The 24,255-nt window shown below is 66.3% G+C and carries 21 protein-coding genes and 1 pseudogene; 10 read left to right on the forward strand and 12 right to left on the reverse strand.

All coding sequences use genetic code 11. The annotated features are described in order from the left end of the window. Window positions 1-183: 183 nt before the first annotated feature. The 6 genes from CYFUS_RS54175 to CYFUS_RS42565 all read left to right on the forward strand — a co-directional run bounded on the left by CYFUS_RS54175 (window position 184) and on the right by CYFUS_RS42565 (window position 7,370). Window positions 184-2,253 carry a PHB depolymerase family esterase gene (locus tag CYFUS_RS54175; protein WP_095990417.1) on the forward strand — a complete coding sequence of 690 codons (2,070 nt, stop codon included), beginning with the start codon at window positions 184-186 and terminating at the stop codon, window positions 2,251-2,253. A 265-nt stretch (window positions 2,254-2,518) separates the two neighbouring features. Then, entirely contained in the window at window positions 2,519-3,433 is a 915-nt protein-coding gene (locus tag CYFUS_RS42545; RefSeq protein WP_095990418.1) for a M91 family zinc metallopeptidase, read from the forward strand. Window positions 3,434-3,507: 74 nt separating this feature from the next. Beyond that, window positions 3,508-4,509 (forward strand): carbon-nitrogen hydrolase family protein, encoded by a 1,002-nt coding sequence (locus tag CYFUS_RS42550; protein WP_095990419.1) that lies wholly within the window; start codon window positions 3,508-3,510, stop codon window positions 4,507-4,509. Between the two features lie 132 nt (window positions 4,510-4,641). Then, entirely contained in the window at window positions 4,642-5,010 is a 369-nt protein-coding gene (locus tag CYFUS_RS42555) for a hypothetical protein (RefSeq protein WP_157758975.1), read from the forward strand. A gap of 409 nt (window positions 5,011-5,419) precedes the next feature. After that, window positions 5,420-6,499 carry a glycoside hydrolase family 5 protein gene (locus CYFUS_RS42560; protein ID WP_232537128.1) on the forward strand — a complete coding sequence of 360 codons (1,080 nt, stop codon included), beginning with the start codon at window positions 5,420-5,422 and terminating at the stop codon, window positions 6,497-6,499. 148 nt (window positions 6,500-6,647) lie between these two features. Further along, a complete protein-coding gene (locus CYFUS_RS42565; protein ID WP_095992558.1) occupies window positions 6,648-7,370 on the forward strand; it encodes a HugZ family protein in 723 nt (240 codons plus the stop codon). Window positions 7,371-7,388: 18 nt separating this feature from the next. On the opposite strand, the gene CYFUS_RS42570 is transcribed toward CYFUS_RS42565, so the two are convergent. The 4 genes and pseudogenes from CYFUS_RS42570 to CYFUS_RS42580 form a co-directional block, all read right to left on the reverse strand. Then, the gene (locus tag CYFUS_RS42570; protein WP_095990422.1) at window positions 7,389-7,760 is read right to left on the reverse strand and encodes a hypothetical protein; all 372 of its coding nucleotides are present in this window, start codon (window positions 7,758-7,760) and stop codon (window positions 7,389-7,391) included. Window positions 7,761-7,848: 88 nt separating this feature from the next. Then, window positions 7,849-8,061 (reverse strand): annotated as a pseudogene (locus CYFUS_RS54735) (FAD-dependent oxidoreductase); the annotation flags it as partial. A 44-nt stretch (window positions 8,062-8,105) separates the two neighbouring features. Continuing rightward, entirely contained in the window at window positions 8,106-12,179 is a 4,074-nt protein-coding gene (locus CYFUS_RS42575) for an MG2 domain-containing protein (RefSeq protein ID WP_095990423.1), read from the reverse strand. A 119-nt stretch (window positions 12,180-12,298) separates the two neighbouring features. Then, a complete protein-coding gene (locus CYFUS_RS42580) occupies window positions 12,299-13,198 on the reverse strand; it encodes a DMT family transporter (protein WP_095990424.1) in 900 nt (299 codons plus the stop codon). A gap of 145 nt (window positions 13,199-13,343) precedes the next feature. Between CYFUS_RS42580 and CYFUS_RS42585 the strand changes: the two genes are divergently transcribed. After that, window positions 13,344-14,237: a LysR substrate-binding domain-containing protein gene (locus CYFUS_RS42585; RefSeq protein ID WP_095990425.1), complete on the forward strand. Its 894-nt coding sequence runs from the start codon at window positions 13,344-13,346 to the stop codon at window positions 14,235-14,237. A 93-nt stretch (window positions 14,238-14,330) separates the two neighbouring features. Here CYFUS_RS42585 and CYFUS_RS42590 read toward each other — a convergent pair whose 3' ends face one another. Continuing rightward, window positions 14,331-15,092, reverse strand: coding sequence for a 2OG-Fe(II) oxygenase (locus CYFUS_RS42590; protein WP_095990426.1), 762 nt, complete (start codon window positions 15,090-15,092; stop codon window positions 14,331-14,333). A gap of 1 nt (window position 15,093) precedes the next feature. Between CYFUS_RS42590 and CYFUS_RS51350 the strand changes: the two genes are divergently transcribed. Continuing rightward, window positions 15,094-15,240: a hypothetical protein gene (locus CYFUS_RS51350; RefSeq protein WP_198316332.1), complete on the forward strand. Its 147-nt coding sequence runs from the start codon at window positions 15,094-15,096 to the stop codon at window positions 15,238-15,240. A 63-nt stretch (window positions 15,241-15,303) separates the two neighbouring features. Here CYFUS_RS51350 and CYFUS_RS42595 read toward each other — a convergent pair whose 3' ends face one another. Together CYFUS_RS42595 and CYFUS_RS42600 are read right to left on the reverse strand one after the other, a co-directional pair. Beyond that, window positions 15,304-16,086: an alpha/beta fold hydrolase gene (locus tag CYFUS_RS42595; protein WP_095990427.1), complete on the reverse strand. Its 783-nt coding sequence runs from the start codon at window positions 16,084-16,086 to the stop codon at window positions 15,304-15,306. Between the two features lie 352 nt (window positions 16,087-16,438). Then, window positions 16,439-16,720: a hypothetical protein gene (locus CYFUS_RS42600; protein WP_095990428.1), complete on the reverse strand. Its 282-nt coding sequence runs from the start codon at window positions 16,718-16,720 to the stop codon at window positions 16,439-16,441. A gap of 248 nt (window positions 16,721-16,968) precedes the next feature. On the opposite strand from CYFUS_RS42600, the gene CYFUS_RS42605 reads away from it, so the two are divergent. Together CYFUS_RS42605 and CYFUS_RS42610 are read left to right on the forward strand one after the other, a co-directional pair. Continuing rightward, window positions 16,969-17,466 carry a hypothetical protein gene (locus tag CYFUS_RS42605; RefSeq protein WP_198316333.1) on the forward strand — a complete coding sequence of 166 codons (498 nt, stop codon included), beginning with the start codon at window positions 16,969-16,971 and terminating at the stop codon, window positions 17,464-17,466. Window positions 17,467-17,695: 229 nt separating this feature from the next. Beyond that, a complete protein-coding gene (locus CYFUS_RS42610; protein ID WP_095990429.1) occupies window positions 17,696-18,718 on the forward strand; it encodes a fascin domain-containing protein in 1,023 nt (340 codons plus the stop codon). 147 nt (window positions 18,719-18,865) lie between these two features. On the opposite strand, the gene CYFUS_RS42615 is transcribed toward CYFUS_RS42610, so the two are convergent. The 5 genes from CYFUS_RS42615 to CYFUS_RS42640 form a co-directional block, all read right to left on the reverse strand. Next, the gene (locus tag CYFUS_RS42615) at window positions 18,866-19,783 is read right to left on the reverse strand and encodes a phospholipase D-like domain-containing protein (RefSeq protein WP_095990430.1); all 918 of its coding nucleotides are present in this window, start codon (window positions 19,781-19,783) and stop codon (window positions 18,866-18,868) included. Between the two features lie 119 nt (window positions 19,784-19,902). Beyond that, the gene (locus CYFUS_RS42620) at window positions 19,903-20,361 is read right to left on the reverse strand and encodes an Imm26 family immunity protein (protein WP_095990431.1); all 459 of its coding nucleotides are present in this window, start codon (window positions 20,359-20,361) and stop codon (window positions 19,903-19,905) included. Window positions 20,362-21,605: 1,244 nt separating this feature from the next. After that, complete coding sequence (locus CYFUS_RS42630) at window positions 21,606-22,400, reverse strand: ABC transporter permease (RefSeq protein WP_095990433.1); 795 nt, start codon at window positions 22,398-22,400, stop codon at window positions 21,606-21,608. 3 nt (window positions 22,401-22,403) lie between these two features. Further along, on the reverse strand, window positions 22,404-23,207 hold the full coding sequence (locus CYFUS_RS42635) for an ABC transporter permease (protein ID WP_095990434.1): 804 nt from the start codon (window positions 23,205-23,207) through the stop codon (window positions 22,404-22,406). Beyond that, complete coding sequence (locus tag CYFUS_RS42640) at window positions 23,204-24,199, reverse strand: ABC transporter ATP-binding protein (protein ID WP_095990435.1); 996 nt, start codon at window positions 24,197-24,199, stop codon at window positions 23,204-23,206. The genes CYFUS_RS42635 and CYFUS_RS42640 overlap by 4 nt, the downstream gene beginning before the upstream one ends. Window positions 24,200-24,255: the final 56 nt, after the last annotated feature.

A 24,255-nucleotide genomic window follows, 5' to 3' on the forward strand; every position in this document is an offset into this window, starting at 1 on the left:
CAATGGAGAGGGAAGCGGCAGGTTGTGACGGGTCGTGCTCGGCCCCTCGGCGTCCTTGAGCCGGATCACGGGGGATTACGCACCGCGCCACCCGGACAAAGAACCGTCAAGTCGTCAAAACATGTCAGACCTGAAAGGGTCGATCATGATAAAATATTGCCTCCCCTACCCCAGGATCTCTCCATGTCGAAGCGGCTATTCGCAGGCGCCCCCCATGTCATTCTCACCCTGTCGTTGCTTGGCTGCGGAGGCGAGCCCCCGCCCGCGGAGGAGACTCCCTTGGGGCAGGTGAACAGCGCGCTGACACAGGTGACGAGCTTCGGAAGCAACCCCGGCAACCTGAAGATGTGGAAGCACGTGCCCGCCGACATGCCCGCCAACGCCCCCCTGGTGGTGGCCATGCACGGCTGTACCCAGACGGCCGCGGCCTACACCAACACCGGCTGGAACGCCCTGGCCGATCAGCTCAAGTTCTACGTGGTCTATCCCGAGCAACAGAGCGCCAACAACCAGAACGTCTGCTTCAACTGGTTCGAGCCGGGAGACATCGCGCGGGGCTCGGGCGAGGCGCTCTCCATCAAGCAGATGGTGGACAAGATGAAGGCGGACGTCTCCATTGATCCGAGCCGCGTCTTCGTCACCGGCCTGTCGGCGGGCGCGGCGATGTCGCACGTCATGGCCGCCACCTACCCGGACGTCTTCTCGGGGGCCGCCATCATGGCCGGCATTCCCTACAAGTGCGCCACCACGATGACCGACGCCTTCTCCTGCATGAGCCCGGGCGTGGGCAAGACACCGGACCAGTGGGCGAGCCTGGTGCGAGGCGCCTACTCCGGCTACACCGGCGCCTACCCGAAGATCTCCCTCTGGCACGGCACCTCCGACTACACCGTGAAGAACACCAACCAGGTGGAGGCCCTGGAGCAGTGGACGGCGGTGCACGGCATCGACATGACGGCGGACGTCTCGGACACGGTCGCCACCTACCCCCACAAGGTCTACAAGAACAGCGCGGGCAAGGCCCTCGTGGAGACGTATGACCTGACCGGCATGGGGCACGGCACCGCCATCGATCCGGCCACCCGGTTCCCCGGCACCTCCGTCGCGTGCGGCACCGCGGGCGCCTATATCCTGGACACCAACATCTGCTCCACGCTGGAGGTGGCGAAGTTCTTCGGGCTCGACAACTCCGACACGACCGCTCCCACGGTCAGCCTCTCCTCCCCCACCAACGGCGCCACCGTGAGCGGCACGGTGACGCTGAGCGCCCAGGCCTCGGACAACGTGGGCATCACCGAGGTGGCGTTCCTCATCGACGGCGCCGTGGTGGGCACCGACTCCACCCCGCCCTTCACCTTCGCGTGGAACGCCACCGCCGCGGCCAACGGCACCCACACCCTGGCGGCCCGGGCCTCCGATGCCTCGGGCAACACCACCACGTCCAGCTCCATCACCGTCACCGTCACCGGCGGCGTCTCCGACACCACCGCGCCTGACGTGGCCCTCACCTCTCCGGCCGCCAACGCCACCCTGGCTGGCACCGTCTCCCTCACCGCCACCGCCACCGACAACGTGGGCATCACCCGGGTGGAGTTCCTCGTGGACGGCGCCGTGGTGGGCGTGGGCACGGCCTCGGGTAGTACCTACTCCTCCTCGTGGAACACCACCACGGCCGCCCCCGGCGCCCACACCGTGCGCGTCCGGGCCTCCGATGCCTCGGGCAACACCACCACCTCCGCCGCCATCACCGTCACCGTGGACCAGAACTCGGCGCGCTTCACCGAGACCTTCTCCACCAACGGCCCCGACAAGACGGGCTGGACCCTGACCGAGTGGGCCCCGGACGCCAGTGATCAGACGGGGGTGAGCGGCAGCAAATCCATCCTCGGCTCCGCCACGCCCTCCTTCAACACCGTCACCCGCACCGCCAGCGTCACCGTGGCCCTGTCCAGCGCTCCCACGCTCTCCTACTGGCGCAAGCTGGATCTCTCCGGGGCCAATACCCTGGCGTCGGTGTCCTTCAAGGTCGTCGTCAACGCCGGCAGTGACGTGGTGGTGGACTCCGTCACCAAGGGCCTCGGCACCGTCACCGAGTCCACCTGGACACAGCGCACCAATATCGATCTGTCCGCCTACGCCAACCGCACCGTCACCCTGAAGTTCATCGTCTCGGCCACGGACACCGCCTCCACGGTCAGCCGCGCCAAGGCCTGGGTGGACGGCATCTCGATCTCACAAACTGGCACGGAGTGATTCCGGCCCCTGCCCGTGTCACCTCACGGCACCGACACCCACGAAGGGGCGTTGTAGCGGTCTGGTGACAGGTGTCACCAGGCTGGAGACAGACGTCACCTGTCTGGAGGTGGCCGCGGCACCAGCGCCGGACTTCCGGGGGCGTCCTCCCCTGGAAATCAGGGGACTTACGGATGCGCCCCCCACCCGGGGGCGTTGGCACGCTTGCTGCTCTAGGTCTCAGCGTCTCCCCTGCTGACCCTGACCCGCCCATAAGGGATTGCCCATGCCCAGCTCGTCCATTTCGCGGAGTTCCACCTATCGTCCCCCTTCGCAGCGCGAGCTCGAGCACCGCAGGGAGAACCTGTACCCCGCCGACTACGGCGTCGTGCACCCGGAGCTGCCGGGCATCCGCACCCGGCGCGAGACGCAGTCCGGCGACGATTTCGCCGACTTCACCCGGGACGTGAGGGAATCCACGCACACGCTGATGCGGCCGCCCGTGGGTTACGAGGACACGAACAGGGTCTCCACGGGCCGCCGGATGATGACGGAGCTGGACAGCAGGACCGCGCACCTCAACCCCGGCGCGACGCCGACGCCCTACCGGCCGTCCACCTCGGTCAACATCTACTCGGGCCGGGGCCAGCCCATGCCCAATCGCCATGCGGCCCGCCACGAGGGCACCTATGACTCCCTTCGGCCCGCGTACCGCTACGAGGGCCAGGCCAGCTCCGGTCGGCCCAGCGACATCAGGTATGACGAGTCGGGTGAAAGGGATCGGCACATCAGCCTGGGGCACGAGATGGTCCACGGCTGGCGCACCGCGCATGGCGTCGCGGTCAGCCCCCTGGCGGTCAGCCCGTACAACAACGATCCCGTCTTCGCGCGCACCGACCCCCAGTTCCGCGCCCCCATGAGGGAAACGATCGAGGATCGCCTCCGACTGAGCGAGGAGTTCGAGACCGTCGGGCTGCGTCAGACGCCGCATACGCCGGGGGGTTGGGCACCGACGGAAAACGCGATTCGTCAAGAGCGGGGGGCGCCACTCCGGTACGAGTACTCGGGCTCTTATCCCGACCACAACCAGACCGATGACAACTTGAGGATGTTCGACGAGGGTTCGGATGACCGCAGGTTCTACGAGAGGGCGTACAGGGACTCGCCCATCGGCGGGATCGTCCGCAGACTGGAGCGTTGAGGCGAAGTAACGGAGGGGGCTGACCGCACTCCGAGGGCTTCGCGGACACCGGGCCGCCGTCTATCCTCGGCGGCATGTCGAACTCCCCGCAGGTCCGTGTCGCCGTCGTCCAGGCCGCTCCCGTGCTCTTCAATCTCGAGGGAACGCTCGAGCGCGTCGCCTCGTGGACCGCCCGCGCCGCCAACACCGGCGCGCGCCTCGTGCTCTTCCCGGAAGCATTCATCCCGGCCTATCCCCGCGGACTCGGCTTCGGCTTCATCGTGGGCAGCCGGAGCGATGCCGGCCGCCGGCTCTGGCAGCTCTACAACGAGCAGTCCGTGGAGATCCCCGGCCCGGCCATCGAGCGCCTCGGAGGCATCGCCCGCGCGCACGGCGTCTTCCTCTCCATCGGCGTCATCGAGCGGGATCGCCTCACGCGCGGAACGCTCTACTGCACGCAGCTCTACTTCGGGCCCGAGGGCGCGCTGCTCGCCAGGCACCGCAAGCTCAAGCCCACCGGCTCCGAGCGCCTCATCTGGGGCGAGGGCGATGGCAGCACGCTCTCGACGGTGGACACGCCCTTCGGCCGCATCGGTGGGCTCATCTGCTGGGAGAACTACATGCCGCTCGCGCGGGCGGCCATGTACGCCAAGGGCGTCGACATCTACCTCGCCCCGACCGCCGACAGCCGCGACACGTGGCAGGCCACCATGCGCCACATCGGCAACGAGGGCCGGTGCTTCGTGCTCGGGTGCAACCAGTTCGTCACCCGCGACATGTACCCGCCCGAGGTCCTCCGCGAAGAGGCCCTCCCCGCCGATGCCCCGCACATCATGTCCCGGGGAGGCAGCGTCATCGTCTCCCCGTTCGGTGAGGTGCTCGCGGGCCCGCTCTGGGGCGAGGAGGGCGTGCTGACGGCCGACCTGGACCTCGGGATGCTGACGCGGGCGCGGCTCGACTTCGACCCCTGCGGCCACTACGGCCGACCCGACATCTTCCGCCTGGAGGTGGACGAGCGCGAGCGGCCCGGTGCGACGTTCCTCCGGCAGGAGGCGCCCGGGGATGCGCTCTCCCCCCTGCCCGCGCGCAGCAGGTAGAGCGTGGTAGACAGGGCCGGCACCACACCATTCCCCTCCAGGTACACACCCATGCGCATTCGCCCTCTCGGCATACGACTCGTCCCGGTCGTTCTCATGCTGGCCTCTGGGTGTAGGCAGGAGCCCCAGACGGTGGACGACCTTCTTGGCGCGGACAAGGATGGCAATGGGGTCCGTGATGAGCTGGATGCGTATATCGATGCGAAGCCAGACACGGCCGCTCAGAAGAAGTCATTGCGCCAGCTCTCGGCGGCCTTGAGTGGCACGCTCATCGTGGACACCACCCGTCAAGCGGCACTGCACGAGGCGGCCTCCAGGCTCAACGCGGGCATCAACTGTGTCTTCAGTCACTACGACGCGGAAACCGCCACGAAGAGGGCCGCGGAGATGGAGAAGGTCAGTGTGGATACTCGCGCGCGCGTCGATGCCTACACCCGATACAACACCGCGAGGAGTGGGTCCGTGATGGCACTCCCCGAGGGAGATACCTGTCTCAAATGAGATGAGGGGCATTACGAGCACATGCTGGCCGCGGGCCAGGATGCCGAGGTGACGCCCGAGTGCCCAGCTCGTGGGCTGGTGAACCTGCCCCTGGCGTTCTAGTGCCGTCGGCACCCGCCGCGCGGAAGGAGACAGCGAGTGCCTGACGGGCTCGCGTCGGTCCGGGGGTCCCGGCGAGCGGGAGCCGGGCCCCTCGCGCCGTCCGCCACCCGCGAGCCACGGCCTCAGCGGCATACCCGCCCTTCCTGAACGACCCTTCAGGGAAGGCGCGGAGAGACTCAACTCCAGGAAGCAGCGTCCCGACAACCAGGCGCCGAGCCATCCTCCGTGCGCGGGAAGATGGGACAAGCCGCGGGTGTCTGTCTGGCAGATGTCTATTGCGACATCGCACACACCACGAGAGGCGTGCATGAAAAGAAACCTGGTTTCGGGCAGCGCGGGTCTGGGCGGATGGCGGAGCCTGTGTATGGCGGTCCTCTACCTCGCGTTCCTCGGCGGATGCGGTGGCATGGAGGAGTCGTCTCCTTCCGAGGAGACCTCCATGGCCGGGGAGAACGAAGCCGCCACGCCGGAGGTGGAGAGTTTGGAGGCGCCGCTGGCCTCGCCCGTCGCCACGAATGGCAAGCTTCAGGTGGTGGGCAATCAGATCCGGAACCAGAGTGGCGTGGCCATCCAGCTCAAGGGGATGAGCCTCTTCTGGAGCCAGTGGGGCGGCACGTTCTACAACGCCTCCGTCGTCAACTCGCTCGCGGACAACTGGAAGGTCACCGTGGTGCGCGCCGCCATGGGAGTGGAGAGCGGCGGCTACCTCACCAACCCCGCGGCGGAGAAGGCCCGGGTGAAGACCGTCGTCGACGCGGCCATCGCCAAGGGCCTCTACGTGATCATCGACTGGCATGATCACAACGCCACGGCGCACACCGCGCAGTCCAAGGCGTTCTTCACCGAGATGGCGCAGCTCTACAAGAACACCCCCAACGTCATCTTCGAGATCTTCAACGAGCCGGACAACGAGTCCTGGACCCAGGTGAGGACCTACGCGGTGGAAATCATTGGCGCCATCCGCGGCGCTGGAGCCCCCAACCTCGTGGTGGTGGGCACGCCGACCTGGTCGCAGGACGTGGACGTGGCCGCCGGCAACCCCATCACCCAGTACCCCAACGTGGCCTATGCACTGCACTTCTACGCGGGCACGCACAAGCAGTTCCTGCGTGACAAGGCGACCACGGCGCTGAACAAGGGCATCGCCCTGTTCGTGACGGAGTTCGGCACCTGCGACGCGTCCGGCAATGGCAACCTCAACCTCGCCGAGACCCAGCTGTGGATGGACTTCATGAACAGCCGCAAGCTGAGCTGGGCCAACTGGTCGCTCAACGACAAGGCCGAGACCGCCTCCGCGCTCGTCCCCGGCGCGAATACCACCGGGAACTGGCCCGACTCGGCCCTCACGCCCTCCGGCGCCTTCATCAAGCAGAAGCTGTCGCAGTAGTCCGAGACGGGCGGGGGCTGGACCCATCGAACCGGCCCCCGCCCGGGAAGGTGTCAAATCAGCCTCCTTCCGGGCGGCGAGTAGACTCCTGGGAAGCTGAAGGCTCTCCCCGATGCGGTTCGCCGTTGGGTTCTGGTACCCTCGGGTCATGTCCGATCTCGAAAATCGCGCTCGTCATGCCCGTACGCTTCTTCTGCACCAGCGCCATGGCGTACTCGCGACCATGAGCCTCGAGCTGCCCGGCTATCCCTTCGGGTCGATTACCCCCTACACCCTCGACCATGCCGGCGCGCCGCTGATTCTCATCAGCACCCTGGCCCAGCACACGAAGAACATCCAGGCGGACGCGAAGGTCTCCTTGACGATTCACGATGCGACGAATCCAGACCCACAGGCCTCCCAGCGCTTGACCTGGGTCGCGGATGCCATGCCCGTCCCGATCGACGAAACCGCGGCTCACGCCCGGTACCGTGCTTATTTCCCCCGGTCAGCGGACTACCTCGACACCCACGACTTCGAGCTGTACCGGCTCGTACTCGTACGCGCCCGCTTCATTGGCGGGTTCGGGCGGATCTACTGGCTGGAGCGCGGTGAAGTGCTCGTCGCCAATCCCTTCGCACAGAGCGAAGCCGACATCGTCGGGCACATGAATGAGGACCACGCCCACAACCTCAAGGCCTACTGTCAGGCCTTCAAGGGGGTCTCGGCGGAAAAGGTCGTCATGCAAGGCATTGATGCCGACGGCTTCGACGTGCTGGCGGATGAGCGCCCCCTGCGCTTCACCTTCGACCAACCGATCGCGACACCGGATGAAGCACGTGCCGCCATGGTGCACCTGGCGAAAGCAGCCCGACAGTCCCTGAAAGGCTGACCCGGGACATCGCGGAAGTCACACCACTCGAGGCAGTGCGAGCGGGATGAGCGCGGAGGGCGGATCCACCATGTGGAGGACGCGCATCGCTCGCTGATGCGCGTCCGGATCGAAGGTGGCCCGGAACATCACCCTGTCTCCCAGGATGCCGTTGAGCGTCATGGTCAGACGCGCCATGGCGCTCACGTTCTCCAGGGTGCACCCGGGCACGCGCAGGTCCTCGCCGGCCACCGTGAGCCAGGGGCCCGCCACGAGCTCATCGAACCGCTTCTGCGAGGTCTTGCCCTCCTGGGCCATCTGCCGCCCGAGCTCGAGCGCCGACAACAGGCTCACCGTCATCCCCTGCCCGTAGACGGGATTCAAGGCACACAGCGCATCGCCCATCGTCACGAGGTTGTCCGCCTACGGCCCCGGCCCGGATGAGCTCCTCGCCAATGCCCGGGAAGAGCTCATTGAACGCCAACCAACCGCGCCGCATCAGCACATGGAGGTGATCCACCTGCGGCACGCCCTGTCGCTCGTGCGCCACGTCCTGGCCATCCCTATCCACGAGCAGGACGCGCTCGAAGTGCTGGGACAGGACATGCGCCGCCGACAACCCCGCGATACCACCGCCAATCACTACCGCTCTCGACATGACAAAGGCTCCTGGGACTCGTTCGTCTGTATCCAGCCCCGACGCCAGCGTCATCACCCGGGAGGGGGAGAGCGCACTCCCCACCCAGGCCCGCCCAGCTACCTGGGAGCGATGGACACCATGAGACCATCGCGCCAGATCTTCTGGTCGTCCGAGTAGTACAGGTACGCGCGGCTCGCGGGGCCCGTGTACTTCCCGGGCACCGCCGCGACCAGGGACAGCGGCACGTCCAGCTTCTTGCGCGGCTCCATGCCCCGCCAGTAGAGGACCACGTCGCGGCCGATGACCTCATAGGCGTCCACCGCGTGCTTCTTCACCAGCTCCTTGAGCTGGTCATGCCGCACCTCGAGTCCACCCGGCACTCCGAAGATGGCCACCGTGGTGGGCAGCGTCTCGTCGGTCTTGTTGGTCACCACCACACGCGCCTCGGTCGGCTCGCCCTCGGTCAGTGCGTTCTTCGCCAGCGCCACCTCCAGCGCCACCCGGGTGTCCGGCGAGCTGGCCGGCACGAGCGCGTGGTAGGTGACCTCGATGGAGTACGGCAGCTCCGAGCCCTCCTCCATCCGCAGTTCCAGGTCGTGCTTCCCCGGGGTGAGCAGCTCGGCCACGTCCGGCAGCTTGAGCGCCTCCTGGGACTGCGCGTCGAACTTCACCGCGCCGCCCACGGGCCGGCCGTCCACATAGACGCGGACCAGGCCCGGAGCCCGCTTCGCCGAGCGAACCTGGTCATAGGCGACGATGGCGCGCAGCGCGAGCACCGTGCTCTGGGTCGAGCCATAGCGTCCCCCCTGGCATGAATCCGCCAGGAAGCGCATCGAGCGCTCCACGTTCACCAGGTGGCCCGGGTCCTTGAGCCACGCCAGCACCGCGAGCGCGGTGGTCTCGATCTGGAGCGTCCCGCCCGTGCTGCCGACGATGGACTGGGTGCCACCCTCCACCACGCCCGACGGGCCCTGCTTCGCGGCGAGCCGGTCCATGAGCTTGCGTGCCCCGGCCGTGTCCCGCGCGAGCGCCAGCACGTTGGCGGTCAGCGCCACCACGTAGCTGTTCTGGCTCTTGTCCGCGGCCTCCTTGAGCGCGGCCACCTCCCGGGACAACTCACGCGCCTGCGCCACGGGCTGCGTCGCGCTCTCCAGCAGTGCCCAGGTGATGTAGGCGTTGGAGGTAGCGCGATCCTCGACCCACGTGTGGAGCGCGCGGCGCTTGCGCTCGAAGCCCCCCTTGCCATCGCGCTGCTTGAGCAGCCAGCCACGCGTGCGCTCGAGCATCGCGGCGTCCACGTCCCGTACCTGCTTCATCTCGCTGAAGTGCATCAGCCCGAACGCGGTGAGCGCCTCGTGGCCCGGGTTCTCGCCGAACCACTCATAGCCACGCTCCGAGCACTCGAAGCCCACCAACCGCCGGTAGCCCGTCTCCAGCTTCTCGCGCGCCGAGGCCACCAGCTCGGGGCTCACGCCGCTGTGCGTCTGGAAGTATTGCTGCGCCATCGTCATGGGATAGGTGGTCGAGCTCGTCTGCTCGAAGCAGCCACTGGGCTCGCGGATGAGCCGGGCCAGCGACTCGGTCATGTTGGCCAGCGGCGTGGGGTACACCGTGAGGGAGGACTTCACGCTGCCGCGCACCACGTTGGAGGGCACGCTCAGCGCGTGCACCGCGGGCTGGCGCGACGAGAGCAGTCCGCTGAACGAGGTGGTGATGGGGAAGCCAGCAGGCTGGATGTTCAGCGTGCGCGTCACCGTGTCCGCGTAGTTGCCCGCGCTCGCCGCGATCGACACCTCCACGGGCCTGGATTGCGTCCCCACCTTCAGCTCGAGGACGCGCCGCACCCGCTCGTTCGCGGCCAGGCGCACCCCGTCGACGTTGGCTGCCTTCAGGCCTCCCGTCAGATCCACCTGCACCCGCGCCCCCTCGAGCGCCGTGGTCGTGCCATTCACCAGCGCCAGCGGCAGTTGGATCACGTCCCCGGACGTCACCTCGAGCGGCAGCTTGGGCTCGATGTAGAAGGGCTGGACCGACTCGATGGACGCCACCCTCGAGCCGAGCGCGCCATCCATCCCCACGGCTCCCACGAACGCCTTGAAGGTGGTGACCGAGTCGTTCAGCCCGAAGGACACCCGGACCTCGCCCCGGTCATCGGTGCGCACCCCCGCGTTCCAGAAGAGCGTCTCCGAGAAGTCCACGCGGTCGCCGGGCTTGCGCTCGGGCCGAACGAGGTGCGCGTACTCCCGGAAGTAGGTGTGGGGGGGGAGCGCTTTGTCCAAGGGCATTCCGGCCAAGGCGTCAGCGGCCTCGTTCGCGGCGTGCCTTCGGGCCACGGCCTGCTTCTTGAGTGCTCGCTCCTCTTTCGCCTTGGGCGCGAGCCTGTCCGCAAGGGGCTTGGCGGGTGGAGCCAGGGCGCCCTGGGGCACGGCCGCCTTGGGAGGCGGCGGTGCGGCCCGGGCCATTGGAGCAGCGGGCATCGGGGGCGGAATACCGGCCACCTCGTCCATCACCGCCCCCGGGGGAGGCACCTGGGGCTGGGCGCGGATGGCGAGCGCGCGCCGGGCCTGGTCCTCATACTGGGCCAGGAAGCCCTCCGCGTTGGCGAGCGCGAAGCGCCGCCAGCCCTGGGTGCCCAGCAACAGATCCACCGCCAGCTTCGCCTTCGGGTTCTTCTCGTCGAGGTAGAGCTGGGCATCGGCCAGCTCCCGCACCTCGGGCTCCAGCAACACCATCACCGGTAGCTGGGGCGCCTGGTCGCGCTTCTCGATGAGCTGCTGCACGGCGTCGTCGGTGACGGTGAGCATCACCAGCGCCGACACGGGTTTGCCCTCACGCGTCGTGCGGACGGTGAGCTGCACCTGCTCTCCTGGCACGTAGCGCTTCTTGTCCGTGGCCACCTCGATGGACAGGGCCTTGGAGGGCTGACGGAACACGAGCCGCTCCGCGAGTGGACGGCCCGCCTCGTCCCACACGGTGGCGATGAGCACGCCGTCCGCGTCCTTCGGATCGAGGATCACCCGCTCGTGGGGGTCCACCTGCGACGAGGCGAGCTCCACCTCCTGCTTGCTGAGCGTCACCCTCGCCCGCTTCACGCCCACGAGCTCCACCGAGAGCACCACGGGCTGACCCGCGGGGATGACGTCGGTGTTCGAGCGCAGCACCGCGCCCCGGCTCTTCACCCCAGGCAGGGGAAAGAGGTCACGGATGCCCGAGGGCTCGTCGATGCGCAGCGCGTACCGGACCCCCGCCCTGGGCGTCAGCTCGAAGCGCCCCCGGCCCTCGTGCTCCGAGCGCACCGAGGCGACCGTCTCACCCGTGTCCTGATTGATCACCACACCGCTCAGGTCCGCGGGCTTGCGCGCGGGCGTCCTCGCCTCGAAGTAGACGCGCGAGGGCAGCCCCGCCACCAGGTCTCCTCCCTCCGGGTACATCTGGAGGTCCAGCGTCCGCAGGAGGATGGGGAGCGTCTTGGCCGCCGTCTCGACCACCCCGCCATCCTCGATGGCGAAGGCGAGCGACCCCTCGCCGCGCTCGATGCGCGCCGGCAGCTTGAAGCTGACCGTGCACAGCCCCCGCGCGTCGACCGAGCCCACCACCCGCGCCACGTCGACGCCATCGACGAGGGCGGTGGCGGTGACACGAGCGCCCGTGGGTGGGCCTCCCTCGGCGCGCTTGACGTCGAGCGTGGCGGTGACGGTGTCCCCGGGGCCGTAGCCGTCGCGAAGGAACTCGATCTGCGACTTGAGCCGGGGCGCGCGGTAGGCGCGCACGTCGAACTTGCGCTCCGCGGGGGCATCGCCCGTCGCCGGATAGGTGACCTGGAGGGTGTACTCACCCCCCGCCACCGTGGGCGGCAGCGTCCACGCGTAGCCCCAGACCGAGTCCTGGGCCAGGACCTGCGCGGAGGTGATCACTTCACCCTTGGGGCCGCGGATCTCCAGGTTCGCCGGCAGGTTGTGTTCCAGTGGCTTGTGGCTGATCGAGTCAAGCAACAGCCCTCGGGCCATCAACTGCTCGCCGGGCCGGTAGAGCGGCTTGTCGGTGCTCACGAAGGTGAGGGCGCGGTGGGCACCGCCCAGCGACTCCGTATCCGCCTTGGCGGTCAGGAGTGAATTCTGGAGGGAGAGGGGCAGGGAGAGCCCCATGGCGAGCAGTGCCATGAGGGAACGCGAGGAGAAGGGATCGGGCATGGAGTGTCCAGGCGCCGCGAATGGGCGTCGCCGGGAAACGCACGGGTGCCCGGAAAGTTCTCGGGGAAGGTGTCAAAGGACCCACTCCGACACCTCGCCTCGCTCTCCGCCATGTCACCCTACGCCGACTGCCGCTGACTCAGCGCCACGCTTCCCAGGATCAGCGCGCCTGCGCTCAACATGGTGCCCGTCAGCGGCTCGCCCAGCATCAGCCAGGCCCAGGCCACGGCGAACAGCGGCACGAGGTAGGTGACGGTGACCGCGCGCGCCGCGCCGATGCGCTGGATGAGGCGGTAGTACAGGGTGTACGCGATGCCGGAGCAGATGACGCCGAGCGCTGCGGCCGACAGCCACGACACCACCGGAATGGGATGAGACGGCCACGTGGCGACCGCGAACGGCAGCGTCAGCAAGGCCGCGCATGACAGTGTGGCCGCGGCGACCGCGCCAGCCGGCAGCCCGGTGAGATGACGTCGCACCATGTTCGCGCCGATGCCATAGAGGAACGCGGCCGTCGTACCCGCCGCCACCGCCCAACCGATGCTCGCGCCCCCGACCTTGCCGCTGGCCAGCACCACCACGCCGGCGAAGCCCGAGAACAGCGCCACCGCACGCCGCTTGCCGATGCGCTCCCCGTAGAACAGGAACGCCACCAGGGCGGTGAACAACACCGCCATGCTGTTGGTGATCGCTCCGATGCCAGCCGGTGCACGTTGCGCCGCCCAGGCGAACAGCGCGAACGGCACCGCGGAGTTGATCGCGCCGATCAGCGCCAGCTTCGGCCACAGCTTCGGACCGAAGGCCGCGCGCGCTCGCCACAGGAAGGGCATCAGCACGAGCGCTCCCAGGGCGAGCCGGAGCTCGACCAGGGGCAGCGCGCCGAAGTCCCTGGCGGCGATGCGCATGAACATGAAGGACGCGCCCCAGATGGTGCCAAGCAGGCCCAGCTCGAGCGGCGTGAGCCACGCTCCCGCGATGAAGGGACGGGAGGTCGTACGGGCGAGCGCGGGAGAGCTCATGGTGGTTGCCGGGTCCTTGGGAAGGGAGGAAAGGCGACGCCGTGACAACAATGAGATTGTTGTCTGACCGCCATTGTCGCCATCCGGGCCCAGGTCACAAGCGCATCCTTTTGAGGCCAGCCACAAATGTGATTTGAGGCTCGCCATGACCTTGCCGACGGACTGGCTCCCGGCCTTGGCGGCGTTCGAATCCGCTGCCCGCCACCAGAACTTCGCCCACGCGGCGGAAGAGCTGCACCTGACCGCCAGCGCGGTCAGCCACCACGTGCGCAAGCTGGAAGCACAGCTCGGCGTCGCGCTGTTCCAGCGGCACGCGCGTGGCGTGTCGTTGACCGCCGAAGGTCGCCGGCTCGCCGATGCCGCCAGCAGCGCGCTGACCGACATGGACGTCGTCCTGCGCGGACTGCGCGCCGCTCGCGACGAGCACGACCGCGTACGCATCACCACCCTGCACTCGCTGACCTACACCTGGCTGCTGCCGCGCCTGCCGCGGTTCACCGCCGCGCATCCGCACATCCGTCTCAACGTCGACACCGAAGTGGTGCTGACTCGCTTCGACGAAGGAGGCCCCGACCTCGGCATCCGCTATGGCCAGGGCCATTGGCCGGGATTGACCGCGCACCACCTGATGGACGACGCACTGTTCCCGGTGGCCTCACCCGCGTTGGCCGGTATCGAGGGCATCCACGCAGCGGCCGACATCGCGAAGCTGCCGCTGATCTCGGACCTCTCGCTCCAGGGCTGGCAGGACTGGTTCCGCGCCGCGGGCGTGCGCGGCGCCCGGCTCGATGAGCGTCATAGCTTCAGCGACACCACCGATGCGCTGATGGCCGCGGTGCATGGCCTGGGCGCAGTGCTCGCGCGCGAGCGGATCATCGCGCCCTACTTCGCCGATGGCCGCCTCGTGCAACTCCCCGGACCGGCCATGCCGACGCGCTTCGGCTACTACGTGGTGTATCCAGCACATCGACGGCTGCGGCCGGCGGCTCGCGCCTTCGTCGATTGGCTGCTGGAGCAGCCGGGGCAGCCCGACAGGTAGCACCCACGCGTTGCTGACGCTCCTGGGCGCAGCGGGAGAGAGTCTGGGGATGGAGCGCTCTTCAGGTGGCTGACGATTTCGGCCTGCCGCCAGTCACGAGGAACGTGCTGGCGCCCAGATGGCGCCGTGGGCATCCGGCGCGTCCGAGGACGCTTCCGCCGTATAGAAGTAGGCCGCGACCGCGGCTCGACCACGTCCCTGCGGACACTCCAGCGGGGATGGGTGGCCATGCCAGTGGTCATCGCCATGAGCCATCACCACCAGCCGATCGAGGAGCGGAGCGATTCGGGCCTCGCACCTGGAGAGTTCGGCATTCCACAGCTCGAGGTCGCCACCCCAGGCGGGTTCCCAATCGGGGTTCAGGTAGTAGAGGACGGTGAGCCGCCGCGAGAGCCCACGGTAGCGATCACGGTTGAAGTCCGCGTGAAGTGCCAGATGACCCCCACGAAGCGTGAGGTGCAGCCCGGCGCCCCGGAAATGCGGATCCGCGATGAGCCCCTGAACTCCGGTGAGTGTCTCCAGGAAGTCGAGGAACGACATGCTCGAGAACTCCGAGAGCAGGTGTCGCAGCGCGCCATGCACACCTTCGAACGCCTTGCGCTGAAGCTGTCCCAGGCGCGCCGCCTGTTCCTGGTAATCGCGTCGCATCCAGTTGGCCTCGGATGCGCCCGGGAAGACCCCTGCCAGTCCGGACGCGAGTCGCGCTCCCAGGAAGCCATCGATGACGACGTGAGGATAGGGCCGTGCGGCGCCGTAGGTGTCACGATGGGCCAGCGCGAGCGAACGGAGCGCCGTACGGGAAAGGAAGAAGCTCGGACCCAGCAAGGGGCCTTCTTCGAAGGTCGCGACGCTCACTATGGGCCTCTCTCCGCTGAAGTTGCTGGCCTTCGATGATGCGCGCGCCGCGGATGTGGACGTGGGCTTGCGCACCGCCGGGTGGTTCTGGAACAGCCGCAGACTGAACACCTACGCGGACCAGGGCAACTTCCGTGAGGTCGCCTGACCAGCACCTCGGGCGTGCGCGCGGGAAAACCCCAGCCATCTCCGCGGTGGTCATCCCCCTGCCTCAGGGGTGAGGCTTGCAGTGGCCGAGGAAGCGGACCAGCTCCGTGTGGAACCACTGGGGCGAGTCCAGCATCAGGAAGTGACTCGCGTGCGGCAGCACGGAGCGGGACAGCGTGGGCCGCTGGGCCACCAGCGTCTCCGGGCCGGTGGCCGCCACCAGCGCGTGGGTGGGTCCCGTGAAGCGCTCGAAGGCCTCGTCCGGGTTGTGGCTGTAGAGCGACGCCAGGTTTCCGGCGATGGCCTCCCGACGCGAGGTGCGTAGCGTCTTCATCACCAGCCCGCGCGTCGTCTCCTTCGCATTGAGGAGCAGCGGCGTGAGCCAGTGCTCGTGGAAGGCGCCATACTTCGCTCCGCTGAAGTTCTCGAGCCAGGCGTCCGCGTCTGCCTTCGAGACCCGGCGCAGATCTCCCGCCGCCTCGACGTAGAGGAGCCCGGCGAGCCGCTCGGGGTAGTACGCGGAGAAGGCGCCGGCCACCGCGGCGCCGAAGCCGTGGCCCACCAGGACGAACTTCTGGGGGAGGAGCGCGTCGGAGACAGCGGCGACATCCTCCACCGCCGCTTCCACGCCAAAGGGGCCATGGGCGCCGCCGCTCTCGCCCAGCCCGCGCAGGTCGAAAGAGACGCTGCGGGTCGCCAGACCGTGCTGCGTCTGCGCCCAGTGCGTCCGGTCGGCGGCGAGGTCATGCACGAAGAGGATGGGAATGCCGCCGTCTCCTTCGGTTGTCGCCATCAATCGTCCCACCGGTCCGGGGACGGTCACCATCGTCGGATCCTTGTGCTTCATTGGCTCTGCTCCCGGCCCCCGTACGGGCGCCCGTCCGCCCCTCCGCGCTGTCCGCAGCGCCAGGGCCTTCCTCCGAGTCTGCGCTACTTCCAGGGACGGCAGGGAGCGGCCCGGTTCCTGGCGTCCAGCAAACGTTCAGTGGCGTGGAAAGCTCCCGTCGGCCCAGACGCTAACGCTCGTGGCGCCCGCGCCCGGGGCCCCCGAGAGGCCTCTGGCCGAGCGCGAGGATGCAAGGCCTGATGGCGCCCCCAGGAGACTGGATCCGCGCCGAGCAGGTGGCATCCACATCCATCTGGCTCTGCGCCCGCTTCGGTCGCCCCGTTGCAGGCGATCATCGTCGCGGGCGAGCGCCTCACTCGTAGAAGAGCTGTGCCTTGCATTTGGAGCAGTTGGCGATCTTGTCGTTGGTACGACAGACCCCCTTGCGCCAGATGCCGCGATTGCCGCAGAAGATGCACCGGTGTTCACCCTCGGCGTCGTTTGAGTGCGGGATTGAGTAGTAGTTCGATGCGCTCACGCGCATCGAGAGCACGATCACGATGAGGGTGCTCACGCCGCCGAAGAAAGCGGCCTCGCCCCCAAAGATGGCGGTAGCGACCGCGGTGATCCCCGCCCCGAATGTGAAGATCAACATGGCCCTGTTGCGTTTGCTGGCATTGAGCGCATCCCATGCGTCAATGGATTCCTGTGAGGGTAGTCTTCGCCTTGAAGGCTGGCAGCTTCCGGCGGTTTCCGGCGCCTACCGCCTTTTGCAGCCCGGAAGTTACGGCCGCGGATTGACTCGAATAGAAGACGTCTACGATTACCTCCCGAACGGATGCAAACCAACGGTCGTGGCGCCTACCACAGCGCACGACAGCGAATGATAGTCAGGAGACAGTGATGATTTTCCACATCTCGATCGCAGCCAAGGATCCCAAGCGCGTGGCGAGCGTGATTGCGGAGTTGTGGCGGGGCGAATCGATAGAATTCCTGCCTGCCGGCAACGGCTCCTGGATTGCCTTGGCCCCAGATGAGAGGAATACGGCCATCGAAGTCTATCCCCTCGGCAATCTGCTCAGCTTCAAAACACCCAGCAGCGTGACCGCCGATCCGAATTCCGCCGGGGCAGGGCTTAGCGCAACCCATGTGGCGCTTGCCACGCACATGTCATCGGATGAGGTATTTGCCATCGGTGCGCGGGAAGGATGGTTCACCCGGCCCATGTATCGGAAGATGGGTTTTAGAGTCATCGAGCTCTGGGTGGAAGACCGCGTGGTGCTCGAGGTCCTGCCCCCGGATATGCAGGCAGAGTATCTCGAAACCACCAAAATTCCCCGCTGGCACGAAGCGATGGACCGACACAAGGCTTCGCAAGCCCAGGTCGCTGAAGTGAAATAGATAGTGAGCACTGTGGTGGAACGGTTACCGTCGGTGGGCTCCAGGAGGATGGAGACCCACACGCCGGAAAAGCTGGCCCGAAAAAATGAAGTCAAGTTGAGAGAAAAATCCAGTATTGTTCGACTACTGGGAGTACCCTGTCGATTCCGATGACCCGAATCCAGCCGCAAGAGTCTCTGTAGGTGCGAGGACAAACTCCAACCTCCGCCCATCAATCAAGGAAGGACTCATGCTCCATTCCAAACGTTCAAAGCTGTTCCTTCGTGCCACGTGCTCGGCTCTGTTGCTCACGGGCGCATGCACGCCGGTGAGCAATTCGCCTGACGAGCAGGACGACGTCACAGGGGCCGCCTCGAGTCCGTTGCTCATCTCTGGAGTGAGCTTCAAGACGGTGCTCGGCAATCGATACGTGGGCGCTCGAAACAACGGCGGCAGCGATGTGATCGCGACGGCGACGGCCGCGCAAGCGTGGGAGAAGTTCACGATCGACGACATCAACGGCGGGGCCCTCGAGAGTGGAGACTCGATCTTCATCACCGCGGGCACCGGGCAGTACTTTCAGGCCGCGAACGGCGGCGGCTCGACGCTGAACGCCGCCAGTTGGAACCGCCAGGGCTGGGAGACGTTCCGCATCGTCAAGCAGAGTGGGAGCGGCCCGATCGCCAACGGCGACATCGTCGGCCTGCAGGCGGTAACGACTGGCCATTGGGTGTCGGCGGAGAACGGCGGCGGCAGCACGGTGTTCGCGTATGGCGCCGCGCTCGGCTCGTGGGAGCAGTTGACGATCTCTGGCTTGTCCGGAGGCACGACGCCGCCTCCTTCCGGCACGGGCTGTGACGCTCCCGGCCTCGTCTGGAAGACCGCCAACAAGACCAACTACACGTCGTACCCGGATCCGGGCAGCGAGGAGTGCACCAAGTACAACGGCTGCACGTGGGCAGGGCAGTTCGCGGCGTGCTCGGGGAAGAAGTCGGAGGCGTGGGTGGCGGCGCACAACATCGCCGCGGTGTTCCCCAACATGAACGCGCTCAAGCTCCATGACATCTGCTTGAAGTCCGGCACGAAGACCATGGTGGTCACCGTGCTCGACACGTGCGCCGACTCGGACTGCAGTGGTTGCTGCACCCAGAACAAGGGGGACGCCGACGCGCTGATCGACCTCGAGAGCTATACCAACGCGCGCTGGGGCCTCCCCGACGGCAGGATCCAATGGGCGGACCTCGGTCCGACAAAGGGTAGCGGCTGCGACTGAGTCCCACTCGGGTTGAAGTTGCTGGTCACCGAGCACCCGGCCTCCACTCGCGTGCCTCTGACGTGGAGGCGGCAGGAATCGAAGCCGCCGCTTCCTCATTCAGGAGCCCAGCAATCTCAACGGGTTGCTGGGCTCTTGTCGCTTCGACTAGGGCTGGTGCTCAGCAATGATCCGGTCGACGTCCCCTATGCCGTGATGCAAGCGGCTGGGGATCACCTTGCGGTAATACATGTCGCGCCATTTGATGCGGACGGAGAACCGTTGTTCAACACCCCATTCGATGTGCTCATTGAAGTTATCGGGCACTACCCAGCCGACGGCGTGAATCGATAGCGAGCGGTGTCCGAGAAAGTACGCCTGAATCCGTTCGATGCGCTGGCGCTCGCGGCGAAACGCCGCCATGACGGATTCTTTGTCCAGATCGTTGCACTCGTATTCGTGCTCGTCGTCCAAGCCTAGTTGCGCCCGCACGAACTGCTCATATTGTTCGCCAACATGATGAGCGTGGTGTTTGGCGACACAAACCGACCAGATGTCCACTTTCGACTCATTGTAAAGGCCGCTCTCGTTTCCAAATATGCCGAGGTTGAACTGGAGCGAGCGACAAGACGGGCAGCGCTGAAGTTTGTCCGCGGACTTGTTTTCATAGAATGAGATCAGGTCGTAGAACTCGTGCAGGAATGACTTCGCCAACAGGAAATCTCCTTTGGCGACCACAATGTTTTCAAAGCTCAAGGGCGCCTTCTTCGACCAGTTATAGCTGCCGGTCAGTACCGTTTCTTCATCGATCACGCAGAATTTATTATGCATGAGCGCAGTGCTGATGCGCGATCTGATCGCATATCGTTTGATTCCCGGCGGCAAGTGCATCGCGGTCCCGTCATTAACGGGGTCGTCGTTGCAGATCAGTTCTATCTGAACACCCTTGTCGAGCAGGCGCTGAAATACCGGGCCAAAGACCTGGCCGTTAATCCATGCGACGCAGATACGAACTGATTGGTTGGCATCCAGCAAAAGGCGCTTGATCTCGGACTCGATCTCCTCAAATTGCGCATAAACGTTCATGAGGTCACCTGAAAAGTGTCTTTACATGCCCGGCGGACCGGACCACATCCACGGTGAGCCAATGAGGTGCCGCGCTTCTTCAGATCGGGAGCGCGGCGCCCCCTGCGAGTCAAGGCACGCTACTGCCCCAACTCCCTCTTGATGCGCTCCATTACTGGGTTGGGACGTCCCATGAAGGCATCAAGCAGACGTTTTTCGACACCGTGCGGTTCCCAAACGGTCGCTGGCTCGAGCCCAATACATTCTTGGGGGGACGCCTCTCTCTCGTTGCCAAGGCTGTCGAAAATCCAACAGCGCCGGAGTGGGCCCACCTCCATGTGGAATCGGACAACGGGTTGCGTCAGGTGTTCCTCAATCTCTCTCCATCCAATGAGCGCCCATGACTTCGGGTAGGGATACTTGACCAGGATCCTGAAAAGGATGGGCTTGGATGCGATCCCATCCAGGTCTGCGTCTGGCTCGGCAGTCCTGTGATTGTAGAAGGCATCGAAATGCCATTCGAGAACCCTTCCATAGCCGAAGGAGCCGTCTGGGAGGGGAATTCTCCAAAATGAGCCTGGTTTATGCGTTGGCAGCATGTCCTAGTATCCTGTGTAATGGTGAAGCTCGCCCCAGCGAATCGTGGCAGCATCGTGAAACCGTCTGCCCCGCGGGTTGTCTTTTGCCACGGCGCGCACGACGTTCTCGGTTCGATGGGGCTTGCCCGTGTCGGACTGGGCGCCTCCGCTGAAGTCTATCAGTTGCTGCTCTCTTCCGCGAGTCCGCCAATATGCTGGGTCATCATACCTTTGCGCGTAGTCGATGGCAGCCCCGATGTCGAACACATCAAGCCGTGCATCATCGAATGAAGCACTCCTCGGCTCTTTGTTCTCGTCAACGTGATGAGTCATGTCTCGGAACCGAACGGCCAACTCCGCCTGGAGTCTGAGTGGCAGACCGAGATCAACGACCATGCTGGTCCGCCCAGAGTAGTAAAGGTTGGTTGCCTCATTGAGCTTCCTGTAGGTTGCATAGAGACGACCGCGTTTCTTTTTGCTTTCTCTGGCGGACTCCGCATCTGGCCGTCCACTGGGAAGAGCGTGGGGCGAAGACACCGGCTCGAGTTGGGGCGTGGGCGCGCTTGTCTCTACTGACACCGTGCCATCAGGCGCCTGGTGAATGATGACCTCCATCTCGAGGGTGGCCGGATGCGCAGAGCCCTTTGGGGGATACCGGCCTTGAACCCATAGAAACATCTCCGAAGTGTGTGCCGTAGAACTTGTCCGCGATGTCGATGGGGGTCTGCTCACCGTCCACGACCGCTTTGACGGTGAAGCAAAGCAGCAGAACACTGCCCGCGGCCGCGACGACCGCGCCGCCCGTCACCAGGGCTTCTCCTGCCGCAGCGCCAGTGCCTGCTCCTGCTGCGGTCGTGCCGCCTTGCGGCACCGGGCGGAGCATACCGCAGGGTACCCCATCTCCTACACCTCCGCCGGGAAGCCCTCGCAGCGATGGTGGGGAAGGGGGAAGTGGAGCTGTCGGCGAGCTCGCCCTCGGCGCAGGCACGGCGGCAGATGCTCCACCTCGTTCTGCCTGCGCAAAGCCGCTGCTCGGGACGTAGACGCAGTACCTTGTCTGTCCAGTGGCAGGGAGAATGCTCCGGGGGGCGCTACTACACCCCACGAGCAACATGCATGTCAGCAGAGCCACCCCTCTTGGCATTCAGCGCCTCCAAGCCTGGGCTCCGCTCGCGAGGCGTCCCACGCGGGATTACAGGGAGGCTGTGCGGCCGAGTCAACCAAGGGAAGCGACGGGAAGCGAACCCGCCGCCTCGTGCCCCGGGTCAGCTGCTCGCGGAGGTGTAGCGGCCGATGGAGTGCAACCACACCCGGCGCGAGAAGAACGCGAAGAGGAGCGAGCCGAGCAGCGCCCACACCAGCGCCGTCCATGGCAGCCGGCCGAGCATCGCCTCCGCCGGGAAGGTGGTCATCACCGCCAGGGGAATGACGAAGGTGAAGACGAAGGCGAGCACCCCGCGGAACACCGGCGCCGGCCAGCGCGCCGCATCGAAGATGGACGTGAAGAGGTAGGTGAGGTTGTCCACCTTCACCACGTAGAAGGCGGCGCACACCGTGAGGATCCACAGCGAGTAGAGCAGGAGCACGCTCGCGCCCAGCAGCACGAGCGAGATGGCCACGCCCGACAGGGACGGCGCGCGGCCGATCTGGTGGAAGCCGTAGCCGAAGATGATCAGCGCCGCGACGAGGTTGATGGCCCGCCACGGCAGGAAGTTCTCCGTGGACACCAGGAACTGCGCGTCCGCGGGCTTGAGCAGCACGAAGTCCAGCGTCCCCTTGCGGATGTGCTCCACCACGCCCTGGAGACTCGGGTTGATGGCTCCTTCCAGGATGCCCTGCAGCAGGGTGAACCAGCCGATGACCAGCAGCGACTCGCCGAAGCTCCATCCCTCGATGTCGCGCTGGGCGTTCTGGTAGACGACGAACAGGGGCACCAGCGCGGAGGCCATCCAGAAGAGGGAGATGAGCCCATCGAGCAGGAAGTCCGCCTGGTACTGCATGGCGAGCAGGCTGGACGCCCGGAGGCGAACCTTCAACAAACGCAGATAGCGGCGGAACATGCCCTAGCCTCCATAGGCGGCGAAGCGCTTGAGGCCCCGCTTCCAGCTCAGGATGGACAGGCCGAGCAGCAGCGCCACCCACAACCACTGGCGGCCCAGCAACCCCAGCGCCCCGGTGAGACCATGGGCGTTCGTCATCAACTCCACCGGCAGGCCAATCTGGTACCGGAAGGGCAACCAGTCCAACAGGCCGCGCAGCACGGGGGGAAAGAGTTCCACCGGGTACAGGTAGCCGGAGCAGATGAGGAAGAAGGCGAACCACAGGTCCATGACCCGGTTGCTGCTCTCGATGTACAGGCTCAGGCTGCCGATGAGCACGTTGGCCAGGAAGGTGATGAGCCAGCCGCCCACGAGCGCCAGCAGGAACAACCCCCAGCCCCACGCGGTACCGGGCACCGAGCGGGTGCCCAGGGTGAACACGGAGAAGAGCGTCAGCGGCACCACCAGCAGCAGACGCAGGGGAAAGGTGCCCAGGTTCTCCGCCGCGTAGCTCCACAGGGGCGAGATGGGACGCAACAGGCGCATGGCCAGCGTGCCCTGACGCACCTCGTAGTTGATCTGCCAGGCCGCGTACGCCCCCGTCATCTGCCGCACCGAGAAGGTGGCCAGGAAGTAGCGCACGAAGTCGTGGGAGTCATAGCGCCCCACGGGCTCGTAGCGGGCCACCGCCGTCCACAGCGCCATGGAGATGAACGGCATGGTGGTGCCCAACACCCAGACGAGCATCTCCGCCCGGTAGGCCACCGCCTCGGACACGCCCACCCGCAGCAGCGTGGGCAGGGCACGCAGCGTGCCGCGCACGCTCATACGCCCGCCTCCTGGCGCCGCGCCTTGCTCTCGGCGAACAGCTCGCTCATGACCTCTTCCAGGGGCGCGTTCTCCACCGTCAGGTCCATCACCGGCAGGGTGGAGAGCACCCGGCTCACGGTGGCGTTGACGGCCTCCTGCGACACCTGCAACACCGCCGACAATGGGTCGTGCGACACCACCTTGCCCAGGGCCGTGAGGTCCGGCGCGTCCACCGGCCGCGACAGGCGCAACACCACGCGCTTCTCCGGCCGCACCTTCTTCACCAGCGCGTCCAGCCCCCCGTCGTACGACACGATGCCCTTGTCGATGACGATGATGCGCGGACACAGCGCCGCCACGTCGTCCATGTAGTGGCTGGTGAGGATGAGCGTAGCGCCGTGCCGCTCGTTGTAGTCCTTGATGAAGGCGCGCATGGTGGCCTGCATGGACACGTCCAAGCCGATGGTGGGCTCGTCCAGGAAGAGCACCTTGGGCCGGTGGATGAGCGCCACCGCCAGCTCGCACTTCATCCGCTCGCCGAGCGACAACTGCCGCGTCGGCTTGCCGAGCAGCTCGCCCAGATCCAGCAGCGTCACCAGCTCGTCCAGGGTCTGCTTGTATTGGGCGGTGGGAACGTCGTAGATGGCGCGGTTGAGTTCGAGCGTCTCCGACGGGGGCAGGTCCCAGATGAGCTGCTGCTTCTGCCCCGTCACCAGCATGATCTTCTTGAGGAAGGCCTCCTCGCGATGACGCGGGACATGACCGTCCACGCGCACCTCGCCGCTCGAGGGGTACAACAGTCCCGAGAGCACCTTGAGGGTGGTGGTCTTCCCCGCCCCGTTGGGACCCAGGAAGCCCACGCGCTCGCCGGGCTGGATGTCGAAGGAGATGCCATCCACCGCCTTGACGGAGGTGTAGGTCCGATGAAAGACCGAGCGGAGGGCGGCCTTGAGGCCGGGCGGACGCTTGTGGACCTGATAGTGCTTGCGCAGGTCGCGGACGGAAATCATTGAGTCGGGGTTTAACGCGGTTGCCCCTCAGAGGCGACCCTTCTATCGCGAAGGCA

The organism is Cystobacter fuscus (genome assembly GCF_002305875.1).
Taxonomy (GTDB): domain Bacteria; phylum Myxococcota; class Myxococcia; order Myxococcales; family Myxococcaceae; genus Cystobacter; species Cystobacter fuscus_A.